The 13,380-nt window shown below is 69.2% G+C and carries 3 protein-coding genes; all 3 read left to right on the plus strand.

Annotated features, from left to right (window positions below; all coding sequences use genetic code 11):
• The first annotated feature begins 111 nt into the window (after window positions 1-111).
• Window positions 112-681: a hypothetical protein gene (locus K8638_RS15375; RefSeq protein WP_223755272.1), complete on the plus strand. Its 570-nt coding sequence runs from the start codon at window positions 112-114 to the stop codon at window positions 679-681.
• 206 nt (window positions 682-887) lie between these two features.
• Complete coding sequence (locus tag K8638_RS44565; RefSeq protein ID WP_305071166.1) at window positions 888-12,503, plus strand: RHS repeat-associated core domain-containing protein; 11,616 nt, start codon at window positions 888-890, stop codon at window positions 12,501-12,503.
• Window positions 12,496-13,119, plus strand: coding sequence for a hypothetical protein (locus K8638_RS15395; protein WP_223755273.1), 624 nt, complete (start codon window positions 12,496-12,498; stop codon window positions 13,117-13,119). The genes K8638_RS44565 and K8638_RS15395 overlap by 8 nt, the downstream gene beginning before the upstream one ends.
• The last annotated feature ends 261 nt before the right edge of the window (window positions 13,120-13,380 follow it).

Genomic DNA, 13,380 nt, shown 5'->3' on the forward strand with positions numbered 1-13,380 from the left:
GCGGGCTCCGCCAGTCCGCCTCGGCTCCAGGAGGAACTGGACCGCGCCATCCAGGAAGACCAGGACGCGCGGCGAGAGGACGGGGCATACGATGAGAGCTTCCAGTCCTTCTTGAAAAAGTACGGTGAGGAGGCGGTTCCGCTCTTCGAGAAGCTGGTGACAGATGCTGCGGAAACCGGCCGGGCCGACAACGCCCATCAGGTGGTGGCCGCCGTGAAGGGGTTGGTGCAGCTCGAGAAGGAGCGGGCCCGAGGGGTGCTCCAGCGACTTGCCTCCAGCGACAAGGCCGCTTTCTCGCTCTCACGAGAGGCCCTGAAGGGACTCGTCGAGCTTGCACCGGAGAACGAAAAGGTGGGCATTCTCGCTTCGAACCTCCGCGAACGACGGGATGCGGAGGCGCAGCGATGGCTTGTCGATGATTTGATGACGCTGGGACGCGCCGAGGCTGTTCCCCACCTGAAGGCCCTGCGTCCGGAAGTCTCTGACGAGAAGACCCTGAGGACCATTGATAGGGCCATCAGCCTCCTGCAGGACCCCAGCGTCTGCACGCTCTATCAGGAAACCTTCCGGGAGCCGACGCGCAGGTGGGGGTGTGTCTATCGGTGCGCTGGCACGGTGCGCTCCCGGGAGAGAGTCGCGGACGACGCTTGCCCGAAGTCCATTGCCAATCAGGAGCAGTAACGCATCACGAGGGCCGGAGAGAAAGCCGGCTCGCCATCTACGCGGTCACCCCAAGGCTTGTCGGTGCTGTCGGTGCCTCACGTTGGCTTGACGCCGCATGTGGCGCCCTGGGCAAGCCGGGAGACCTCTCGGAACACAGCGGGTGCCGCTGAAGCCCCGGTCCAGGTCTCCCCGCATCCTCTCTTCCTTCGAATAGCGCGCGAATCATGTTCGACTCCTCTTCTGTATACCGGGTGGTCCTCGTCCTCGTCACGCTACTGGCGGCGCGGACCGTGGAGGGCGCCCCTCCGGCGCCAAAGGGGCCGGAGGCTCCGGCCGTGGCCGCAGCCGCGGACCAGCAGACCGCCGCGCACAGGCGGATGCGGGGCCTCGCCGCGGGCCTCACGCCCCACGGGGCCGGTGGCGGCCAGCTGCCGGTGGTGGTTGTCACCCCGCCGGCTCCGTCCCCCTTTGACTGGGCCGCGGTGCGCGCCCGCACCGAGGAGTTCAACCGCCGCCGCCAGCGCCACGAGGAGCAGACCCGGCCTCATGCGCAGGGGACGGACCTCGCCCGGAAGCTGGACGTGGCCGTGGAGCGCGTCGGCGTGCCGCTGGGCTTCTGGGAGCGCGTCTTCAGCTTCCCCGCCCAGCCCACCGGAGACGAGGCGGCGAGACATCAGGAAGCGGCCTCCGCCCTGAGCGAGGTGGAGCGCCTGCTGGAGGAGAGCCACCAGGAGTCCCTGCGGCGGATGGCCGCGCTGGAGGCCGCGCTGCCACCGGGAGACACGGAGCTGGCGGGCCGGGTGGGACACCAGCGCGCGGAGCTCACGGCGCGCGCGGAGCCGACGCTCCAGGCCCTGCGCCAGGTGCGTGAGGCGCTCTCCGAGCCACGCGACTCCCTCTGGAAACGGTACCTGGCCTACATCGAACGGCGGCTCTACGACGACGCGCCCACCCGGCTCGCGAAGCTGCGCGAGGAACTGCGCGAGTGGGGCGCCTCGCGGCCCGTGCCCGTGCTGGGCTCGGAGCTGACGTACGTGCGGGGAATGCTGGCGCCGGCCGAGCTGGCCTCCGAGGAAATCGTCCCGGCCTTCCTCGCCGGCCCCCTCAGCCTGCCCGCGCTGGAGGACACGACGCAGGGACAGGAGGTGGAGCTGTCCGCGGAGGTGGTGGCCCGGGCACGCGAGCTGGGGACCGCGAAGGCGGCCTACGAGTACGTCAAGAATGAGTTCGACCTGGACTGGTACCACGGCTCGACGAAGGGCTCCACGGAGACGCTGCGTCAGAAGCGCGGCAACGACGCGGACCTGTCGACGCTCCTCATCGCCCTGCTGAGGGCGCAGGACATCCCCGCCCGCTACGTGCGTGGCACCGTGAAGCTCCCGCTGCCGAAGCTGGCGGACCTGATGGGGCTGCTCACCGAGGCGGAGGTGACGGCGCTGTACGGCGCTTCGGGCGCGGCCTTCCAGCTGCCGGCGGCTATCGAGCAGCGCGTCTTTCAGGGGCTCTCCGCGGCGGGCATCCCCTTCGAGCCGGTGTCGGGGGGAAACCGGGTGGTGGCGGTGAAGCTCTCCCGCGTCTGGGTGGAGGCCTACCTTCCTTATGCGGACTACCGCGGCGTCGGAGACGGCGCGGGGGCGCGGCAGTGGGTGGCGCTGGATGCCGCCATTCCGGGCACCGCGAAGTACGCGGCCACGCCCCCGGTGCTGGACGCCCTGGAGGCCATGGGCGTGGGGCCGGAGTCCTTCACCGATGGCTACCTCTCCCAGAACGGCCCGCTCTCGCCACTCGAGTACTACCGGAGCCGGGTGCGTGACTTCCTCACCGCGCAGCATCCGGAGACGAGCTACGAGCAGACGCTGCGCACCGTGCAGCGGCGCCGCGAGGAGCTGTCCTTCCTCCCCGGCACGCTGCCCTACGAGGTGGTGTCGGTGCAGGCGGAGTCCGCCTTCCTGCCGGACTCGGCCCGGCAACGCTTGCGGGTGACGGCCTCGGATGATGCGGGCCTCTTCCTGGACGTGACGCTGCCCCTGCATCAGGTGGCGGGCCACCGCACCCTCCTCACCTACCGCCCGGCCACGGTGGCCGACGAGCAGGTCGTCCTCCGGTATGGGGGGCTCTACCAGGCGCCCGCGTCGGTGGTGCGGGTGATGCCGCAGCTGCGGGTGGACGGGAAGCAGAAGGCGCTCGGCACCCGCGCGGTGGGACTGGGCCTGGAGCACACGTGGGCGCTGGAGCTGGTGCTGCCGGACGGCTCGAAGCGGCGGATGGAGAACCGCATCATCGCCGGCAACCTGGTGGCCGTGGGCGTGGGGAGCCCTGGCAACGCGTACTCGCCCGTGTTGCTGGACGTGGACGACATCCAGGACGGCGAAGCGCCCCGCTTCCTCTACGAGCGCGCCGCGGCGTACGTGAATGCGTGGACGGCCGGGGAGCGCGAACTGGCGAGGTTGCTCCAGGTGGTGCCCATCCACCCCACGGCCAGCGTGGTGCTGGTGCAGAACCAGCTGGAGGTGGAGCAGACGCTGGGCGTGCCGCAGCGGCTCCTCTGGAAGGGGCTGGAGATGGACGCGGACCTGCGCACCATGACGCCGCTGGAGCTGGTGGCGGGGCGGGGCAGGGCGCTCTTCCGGATGGCGGGCTACGAGGGCAGCTACCAGGAAGCACACGTGCTGGCGCAAGGCACCGGCGAGGAGGCGGTCTCCGCGGCGACGGTGCTCCAGCGCGCGCGAGCGCAGGGGGTGGACGTCCTGGACATCACCCCGGCCAATGCCCCGGCGCAGCTGGCCCGGCTCGTCGCCACGCCCGAGGTGCGCCGCGACGTGGAGGACCTGGTCTCCCGGGGCTGGGAGGTGCGGATTCCGGAGGTGCCCCTGGAGCTGAGGGACTGGGAGGGGACGGGCTACATCGCCCGCGAGCCACTCACGGAGGAAGGTGGCTACTACCTGTCGGGCCGTCTCTCCGGTGGTCAGACGATTGTCTCCCCCGGCGCGTGGCTGGATGACTCGCTGGTGGAGGTGCTCGAGGGCCCTGACGCCCCTCAGTCCACGGACGACCTCGCCCGCATCGCCCGCATCGTGAAGGTGGCGGCGACGGACCTGCAGCAGGTGGAGGTGGACAAGCCCGGGACGGTGCCGCTGGCGGTGTACGTCACCGCCGCGGACGGCACCCCCGTCAACGGGGCGCCCGTGACTTTCAGGGTGCACACGCAGAACAACCACGCCGTCCCGCGCTTCGCGACGGTGGAGGCCCCCGGCACGCCGAGTGCCTCCGTGACGGTGAACACGGACAAGCGAGGCCGGGCGCGGGTGCTCGTCATTCCGGACAAGGACATCCGCAAGTGGGCCATCCAGCTCCCGGTGGCGCCCACCGGGACGAACGCCCACCCGGCCAGCCAGTTCGTGGGCTTCAACGAGGTGATGGCCCAGACGACGAGTGGGGAAGTCACCCTCGCGCTGGCGAGCCCCTTCACCGTGCTTGGCATGCCCGGCCCCCTGGCGCGCATCGAGGTCGAGGACCCGCGGCGGCTGGAACTCGGAGTCAGCGGCGTCGAGACGGGCCGCGCCCTGCGGGCCAGGGCCGTGGACACCCATGGCAATCCCCTGGCCAACGTGGACATGACCTGGAGCGGCGCGCCGGGCACGGGGGGCTTCTTCAACCCGGCCGTGGTGCCCCCGGGTCAGATTCAGGTGCTGGGCTCGGCCCACGTCACGCCCACGCTGATGCAGCCGACCGAGACGCTCGGAGAGGTGCTGGCGGGCTATGTCCCCGGCCCCACCCCAGGCGAGTACACGGCGACGGCCAGCGCGCAGTCACCCGGAGGGCCGGTCAGCGCCAGCTACATCGTCGAGGCGGGGCTTCCCCCGGCGTCGGAGAACCACAAGCGGTACACCCTCACCGTGGAGACGCTGGGCACCCACTTCAACGGCGTCTTCGGCGGAGACTTCCCCGAGCCGCTGGTGGCCCAGGTGCTGAGCGCCCCGGAGAATGGAGGCCCCTGGCAGCCGGTGAAGGGGAATGAGCCGGACCTCGCGAGTGTGCAGGTGCGCATCCAGGTGGCGTCGGATACCGCCACCCTCTCCGAACAGGTGGCGACGCCGCTGACGGTGGGGGGCGGTCTCGATGACGACCAGCGCGTGGTGTTCTGGCCGAAGTACCTGGTGCACAACGGGCGGCAGTACGTCCTGGTGCGCGCCTCGGTGGTGGAGCGGACCCCGGACGGAGACAGGGCCGCGGCTCTGAGCCCGGCGGCCTTTTCCTACTCGTTCCACTCGGTGGAGTCCGAGGTCCAGGCCGTGGTTGACGCGACCTCCGGGGAGCCCGTCGCCAGTCCGTGCAATGGCGCGTCCGTGGATGAGGGCTTCGCGCGGGTCCGCGTCTCGAACCCCGCCGGCTATCCCCTCTATGCCCGCTTCATCGAGCAGCCCGCGGTGCCGGGGGAAGCCCTCCTCGCGGACGGCGCGCTGGCGGGCTCGCCGCGGTTCCCCTCGGATTCGTCGCTCGTCCAGCTTTCGCCGGAGTCTGGCACCACCTTCACGCTGCCGCTGAGGCCCGGCACCCATGGCGGTGTCATCCGGGTGGAGGTGCACGCGGTGCGCTACAGCCTCGCGCCGTCCGTCACGGACGTGGTGAGCAGCGGCGTCATCCGCATCGCTCCGGCGGGGAGCCAGCTGGTGGCCAGCGGCGACACGCTGGGGGCGAAGGTCATCCTCCCGGTGCGCAACTTCGAGTCGGCGGCGACGCCCGAGGGCTCGGACGTGGTGGCGGCAACGGCCACAGAAAAACCCATCCTGGTGCCGGCGCCGCTGTCGTTCTGTCTGGATGAAGAGGGCGACGTGTCGGTGACGTCCGGCCCCACGCTCCTCAGCCGGGGGCGGCTGGTGCGCAACGCGGAGGGCGTGCTGGAGGTGCGGGCCGTGGACGCCAACGCGCCGCCTCCGGAGAGGGTGGCCGGCTCGGGTGTGCTGCGCCTCCAGGTACCTCCGGGAGACCCCTCTGGCCAGGAGGTGAGAATCGACTTCGTGTCCGCGGCCAACCCCGACCAGCCGCAAACGCAACGCCTCACGCTGAAGACGACGGTGGACGACGCGGGCGCGCTGCCGGTGGGCCACACCTTCGTGAAGAACGTCAGCGTGGTGGACGGGCACCTCACCCGGCAGTTCGAGGACCTGCGAGTCCCTGGCCGTGGCGCTCCGCTGGCCTTCACGCGCAGCTACAGCAACCAGGGCTTCGAGGCGGGGCCGCTGGGCCGCGGCTGGACGCACGGTTACCGGAGCTTCGTGGTGTTCGACGGCAGCAACGGCGAGTTCCGCTACATGGTGGTGGGCGGCGAGGGCGGCGGCCAGGTCTTCACGTGCGGCGGCACGGGTGCGTGCACGGCGCAGCGCGGCTACCACGGCACCTTCCGCCGCGAGACGGTGCCGGTGGGGGGCACGTCGCAGGAGCAGCTCGTCTTCCGGGCTCCTGCGGGAGTCGAGTACCGGTACGGGCAGGTGGACACCTCCGTGAGTCCGCCCCGGCACCGGCTGCGCTCGGTGACGGACGCCGCGGGCAACCGCGCGACGCTGGAGTACGGCGGAGCGGACGTGGACGGCGAGGTGACGCGAATCTACGAGGCGGGAGCCCGCCGCCTGCTGCAATTCGGCTACATGCGCCTGCCCGGGGCGCCGCGTGCGCTGCTGGCCAACGTGGAGCTGATGGAGAACCCGTATGCGCCCGCGCCGGTGCCCGAGGACGGGACGGCCACCTCGCTGGGAGTGTGCCTGTCGTTCGGCTACGACGTGCGCGCGAACCTGGGCAGCGTGAGGCGCCTGGACGGTGGGTGTGCCGAGTCGGGGGCGCCCGTCCTGAGGGAAGAGAAGTACGAGTACGTGGACAGCTTCGACGAGCGGCTGCAGAGCAACCTGGCCGCGTACACGGACGCGAACGGCAACACGACGCGGTACGAGTGGTACACGCAGGCGGACACGCTGCCGGGAGAGTCGGACTACCTGCGCTTCGGGGACAAGCGCGAGCGGGTGAAGCGCGTGCTGGAGCCCGAGGGAGCCACCACGGAGTTCGTGTACGCGCTGGAGCCCAACACGCGGCCCCTCTTCGGGCAGCCCGTGCGCACGTATGAGACGCGGGTGACGGGGCCGCGCCCCGGCGTGCCGGCGACGGTGTACCGGATGAATCCGTACGGCGCGGCGGTGGAGGTGGAGCGTCCCCTCAGCGGGACACAGGTGGCGCGCACGCGGACAGACTGGGACGCCACGCATGTCCGCAAGGTGAGCGAGGAGGACGCGCGTGGCCGGGTGACGCGCTACAAGTACGACACCTTCGGCAACCTGGTGGAGCGCAGGACGGAGACTCCGGCGCTCGCTGCTTCGGGCGAAGACACGGAGCCGACGGAGCGCGTGCTGGACGCAGAGGGGCAGCCGGTGCCCGCGGTGGTGGAGCGGTGGGCGTACGACGCGGCCTTCGCCGTCCCGACGTGCCACCTCGACGCGGAAGGGCGAGTGACGCTGCACACGGTGGACTCCACGGGAGTGAATCCCCAGACAGGCACGCCCGCGGGGACAGGCCGGATGCTGCAATCACGTGCCCTGGCCAACACGGTGGCCAGCGCCGCGTTGCTGGGAGAGGCGGGGTGCCTGGAGTTGGCGGGTGGAGTGGCCACCTCCCCCTCGGACCTCGTGACGAGCCAGCGGTACTGCCAGGTGCAGGGGGCGGCCTGCCCTACGGGCGCCGTCAGGGGGGACCTGGTCTCCGCCGTGGACGGCAATGGCCACACCACCGTTGTCCTCGCGTACGACGGGTACGGAAACCCGACGAGGAGGCAGACGCCCACGTCCGGCGGCGGTTTCATCGAGACGACGTCCACGTATGACAAGCGCAGCCGCCTGGAGGACGAGGCGGACACGCTGGGCCACAAGACACACCTGGCCTACGACGGGCTGGACCGCGTGGTGCGCCGCGAGCGCCGCAACGCGAAGGGCCCCGGCCTGACGACGCAGTACGCGTACTACGCGGGCGGGCAGGTGAAGGAGGAGCGGAACGGCCTGGGGCTGACGCGTGAGGTGCAGCTGGATGGGCTCAACCGGCCGGAGGAAGTGACGGAGTCGGGAGGCAACCTCGCCGCGGCGCTGAGGACGGTGTACCGCTACGATGAGGCGGGCAACCGGACGGAGGTGGTGGACCGGCGCGGGGTGGTGACGCGCACGGCGTATGACTTCGCCGACCGGCCGGTGACGGTGACGGTGGCCGTGGAGGACGCGGCCCGCTTCCAGGCGCAAGGCGGCGAAGCCACCGCGGTGGGCTTGGCGGGCGTGGTGGCGCGCTACGGCTACGACGCGGTGGGCAATCGCGTCTGGGAAGAGGACCGGCACGGCTTCCGGACGGAGTCGAGGCTGGACGTGCTGTACCGGGTGGTGCGCGTGAGGACGCCGGAGGTGCCCTCCGAGTCCTTCGCCACGTCGGCCCTCCGCCAATACGAGATGACGCGGCGTTACGACAGGGTGGGCAACCTCCTGGCGGAGACGGATGGCAACGGCCACACGACGACGTACGCGTATGACTTCGCCAACCGTCGGACGTCCACGGTGGACGCGGTGGGCCGTGAGGAGCGGCGCGAGTACGACGGCAACGGCAACGCCACCCGGGTGGAGAGTCGGCAGGGGACGGCGGTGCACCTGGTGCGAGGCACCACGTATGACGGACTCAACCGGCCGCTGGTGGTGACGGAGACGGTGGCGAGGCGGGGCGGGGCCACGTGGGTGTACACGCAGACAACGCGCTACGAGGACGCACAGCACCGCGTGCACACGCGCGACAGGCGAGGCTTCGTGAGCACCGTGGAACTGGACGACCTGGACCGCGCCCTCGCCGAGGTGGTGGACGACGGCGAGGCCTCGCTGGCGCGAAGCCCGGATGACCCGCGCGTGGGGCCCGCGCTGAGCCTCACCACCCGGTACGAGTACGACGCGAATGGCAACCGGAGCGCGGTGGTGGACGCGCTGGGCCGGCGCACGGTGGAGGGCTACGACGGCCTCAACCGGCGAGTCTCACGCACACTGCCCATGGGGGTGACGGAAGCCCTCAGTTACGACGGTGAGGGCCACGTCATTGCGCAGGTGGATGGGCGGGGGATTCAGCGCAAGGCGCGCTTCGACATGCTGGGCCGGCCGACACGCGAAGTGCTGGTGGAGAGCCTCTCGGCCGGTGGACAGGAGTTGACGCGAAGCGCGCGCGCCTACGTGGACGTGCCTGAGGCGGGCCTGGTGCGCGTGGAGGAGAGGGATGCGCGGAACAACGTGACGACGCGGTACGTGGACGCCCTGGGCCGCGAAGTGCGTACGGTGGACGCGCTGGGGCACGCGAGGGAGACGCGCTTCGACGCGGCCAACAAGCGCGAGGAGAGGGACAGGAAGGGGTACGTCACGACGTACGAGTACGACGGGGCCAACCGGCCGCGCTTCCAGCGGGACTTCGCGTTGGAGGCCACCACGCCGGAGTACACGCAAAGCACGGTGTACGACGACGTGGCGAGGACGCGGACGCAGTATGACCGGCGCGGCACCGCGCAGACGCAGGAGTTGGATGGCCTCGGACGGGTGGAGCGCACCGTCCGGAGCGATGGGGAGGACACGCAGACGAGCGAGGCGCAGTACGACGGCAGCGGCCATGCCACGCGGGAGACGGACGCCAACGGCCACGTCACCGAGTCGGTGTACGACGGGGCGGGCCGCCTGCTGGAGCAGACGCGAGGGGTGGGGACGGCGGAGGCGGCGCGTACCACGTCGAAGTATGACGCGGTGGGCAACGTGCTGGAGGTGAAGGGGGCGCGGGTGACGGGGGTGGCGTACGACGTGCGGCACACGTACGACGACCTGAACCGGGCGGTGCGCAGCGAGGACGCGGTGGGCAACGTTACGACGCGGGCCTTCGACGCGAGCGGCAACAAGGAGTGCGAGAAGCGGCCGCTGGGAGGGGCGACGCTGGGGCACGGCGCGGCGGCGGGGCTGGACGTGGAGGCGGTGCGGGCCCACGCGTGCGAGGGCAACTTCGTGACGCGGTATGCGTACGACGAGGAAGGGAGGCTGCTGTCAGTGACGGACGCACTGGGAGGGGTGCACTCCTTCGTCTACGACGTGCAGCGCAACCTGGTGGCGAAGCAGGACGCCAACGGCAACCTGACGACGTACGCCCATGACGCCCTCAACCGGAGGACGGACGAGCACCAGCACCTGGATGCGCACACGCGGCTGACGCCCCAGCAGCGGGGCAGCGTGCCGGGCGCCGAGGGTGCGAATACCCTGACGTGGAAGACGGGGTACGACGAGGAGGGCAACGTCGCGCGGCGTGAGGACGCGGAAGGACAGGTGACGTTGCAGGAGTACGGCCTCCTCAACCGGCTGGAGGCGAGGACGTACCTCTTGCACAAGCAGCCGCGAGAGCTGCCGTCAGTGGAAGGGGAGGAGTACGGGTACGACGGCAACGGCAACGTGACGTCGGTGGTGGAGACGAAGCAGGCGGCGACGGGGACGGTGGTGGAGACCACGGTGCGCACCTACGACGGGGTGGACCGGTTGAAGGAGGAGGTGCGCTACGACGGGAAGCGTGTGGGGTACGGGTACGACGCGAAGGGGAACCGGACGCGGGTGGAGGACGGGGACGGGGTGGCCACCGAGTACACGCATGACGCGCTGGACAGGGTACGCACCGCCACCATGGGCGAGGCCGTCACCACGTACGCGTACTGGCCGGACGGGTTGCCGAAGGGGACGACGTACCCGAATGGGCTGGAGGAGCGGCGGTGCTACGACGCGGCGGGGCGGCTGGAGGTGCTCGTCACGGCGAAGGGGGCGGTTTCGGACACCTGCGGCACGTCGGCGCCGGTGGTGACGCGGTACGCGTATGGGTACGACGCGAATGGCAACCGGGTGTCGCAGACGGAGCAGCGCACGAGCCCGGCCACCCAGGCGTTGGGGACGGCCGAGTCGACCAGCTATGGGTATGACGGGTTGGACCGGCTGGTGGGAGTGAAGTACCCGGAGGGCACGGCGATGCTGTACAGGTTGGACGGGGTGGGCAACCGCCTGGGAGAGCGACGGGCCCCGGCGTCGGCGGTGGTGGCCCTGACGGCGGCGGCCTTCTTCGCGCTGGCGCCCGCGGACGCGCTGGCGGACGTGACGACGCTCTTCGACCGGGCGGACCGTACGCTGTCGCAGACGGACACGAAGGACGCGTCACGCAACGCGACGTACAACTGGGACAACAACGGCAACCTCGTCTCCCGGCAGAAGGGGGGAGTGACGCGGGAGCTGGGGTGGGACATCCGCAACACGCTGACGTCCGTGTACGAGGGCGGCGTGGAGGTAGGGAGGTACGACTACGACGCCAACCTCCAGCGGACGAAGCGGCGCACGGCCACGGAGGACGTGGAGTACGTGCTGGACGACGCTTTCGTGTTGCAGGAGGCGGACGGCAGCCAGTCCAACCATCCGACGAGGCGGCGCTACCACTACGGCCAGGGCCCGCTGGCCGTCAGCGAGGTGGCCTCAACCACCACGACGAGCTTCCTGGGGACGGACGCGCTGGGAAGCGTGACGGACGCCACGGCCAGTAGCACCGGCGACGTGGTGGCCGCGCGCCAGTACGACGCGTGGGGCAATCACCGGGGCGGAACGGCGCCGGGGGCCGGCGACTTCAAGCTGGGCTTCACCGGGCACCAGTACGACACCGAGACGGGCCTCACCTACGCCCGGGCCCGCTACTACGACTCCGAGTTGGGCCGTTTCATCAGCCGCGACTCCTACGAGGGCACGCTGGACGATGCACCGAGCCTGCACCGGTACGTATATGCGCGCGTCAATCCTTTGCTGTACGTGGACTTGGACGGGTATGACCCAGACCCGGTCATCAACCCGTTTGCCGGGAATACGTGTGATGCACGGCCAACGGTCTGCTACAGCGAGGCGGCAAGGGCGGCGAGGAATGCACACCAGGTGGCCGAGCAAGCCAAGCGGCTGGGGAACAGTGCCGAGGCGCTCTCCAAATTCCAAGGCTACGCAGGGACGGGCACTGCGCCCACTGCGGCGAAGTCGCTACCGTGGTGGAAGGTGGCGGCAACGTCGTTGGCCGCAGCAGTGGGAATCAAGTCCGAAGAGCAGCGTGCAGAAGAGGCAGAGCATGAGCGGTTGATGGCGGAAGCAGACCGAATTCTCGCGCGCCACAACCAGCAGGGGACGCAAGCACGCGAGACAACAGTGGTGGAGGCCCCGGGAATCGCAGGCACGGTGAGGGTGCCGATGCATGCGCCTGCGCCTGAGGGCCCCGTGATGCCGCAGGAGGCGCCGGGGGAGGGGGGGCAATCCATGCTGGCGCCTGGTCATTCAGGGGAAACGTTAGTAGCCCCTGGACTGGGCGAGGGGCCAGTTTTGGCGCCCGGACTTGAACTGGGCATCGAGCGGATGGAGGCTGCAAAGCACGGCATCGATTTCAATGAGCTTCCTGAGAGTGTTCTCTATCGAATCTCGAAGGGTGGATTTGGCACTCCGAGGAACCCGAGACCGCCGACCATCAAGGAGTTCAACCCAAGAATCTATGAGGTCTCGGTCGGTGAATTGGCAGAAAGGATTGTGGAGAGGCTGCACCCAACAAACGCCTTCCAGCGGTCAGGAGTTTCACAGATGACAGACGACGACCTTGTGCGATTCAGGGTCGACGACCCCATCAGTGCAAATGGTGCGAAGGGAGGATTCCGCCTGACCGGCGGGCATCATCGCACAGAGGAGATCATTCGAAGAGTTCAGGCGGGTGAGATGGCCCCCCACTTCACAATCAAGGTGCTTCTACATGACTGACCCCTCGCGATTTCAGGAGTTTGCAGAGGCAGAGATGCGCAAGGCTCGCGTTCAAGGGAACATCGGAGCGTTGAGCAGTCTCATAAGAGCGCTACCGGCAGATCTTAGACAGGCGTACGCGCCAATTATTGGCATCTTTGGACACCAGCCTGAGCTGCAGGCTGATGATTCCATTTCAGCGGTCGGCGAGTCAGCGCGAGTCGGGGCCTGCAGGCTTGCGTTGATGGGCATGCACTTTGATGAAGAGGTCCCGCGTTGGTCGAGCTTCATGGTTGGTCGACTCGTAGATGCTGTGCTGTCAATTCCTCAGGCAGGAGTTGGCGACCTATTCAGGGCCATGTGGCAAATGCTTTCGGCGCGCGGGAATCATTTGTCGCGCGAGACGGCCCGGTTCATTCGTGAGATTATTCGGGATGTTTTGTCTCGAGATCCAAAGAAGCGGGAGGTCGACCTGCATTGGTTGATCTCGCAGCCGTCGACCATGACAGAGCCGCAGGCTTACTTTATTTACAATGCGCTTGCGTTGGCTCCCGCCCTCTTCACTCAAGAGGTTGAGGAGATGATTTCGGCTGCATTGAGGGGCGGGGAGTTCTTTGATGAATTCTCAGGCGGGTGATGTATGCGCGCCAGAGAATGTCGAAATATCGGAAGCGTTGAGCGGCATTCTCCGAGGCGAAGGCCCAGAGGGCTCTGCACGGCACGAGCCATACGTGTGGAAGTGTGTCGTGCAGTCGTGGAGGTGCATGCGTCGGCCCAGCGTGCACACGCGCGATAGGCGCGGCTTCGTCACTACATCGGAGGTAACTGTTCACCGGCTCAGGCAGCGACGGAGGCCGCCTGGGCCGAGCCAGAGTTCGGAAGGAGCGAAGGCGGTGGC

This window comes from Myxococcus sp. RHSTA-1-4, assembly GCF_020037125.1.
In the GTDB taxonomy this organism is placed as follows: domain Bacteria; phylum Myxococcota; class Myxococcia; order Myxococcales; family Myxococcaceae; genus Myxococcus.

Bases quoted from the DNA above. Each gene is read 5' to 3' on its own strand.
- K8638_RS44565 (WP_305071166.1), top strand. From the start codon at position 888: ATGTTCGACTCCTCTTCTGTATACCGGGTGGTCCTCGTCCTCGTCACG.
- K8638_RS15395 (WP_223755273.1), top strand. From the start codon at position 12,496: ATGACTGACCCCTCGCGATTTCAGGAGTTTGCAGAGGCAGAGATGCGC.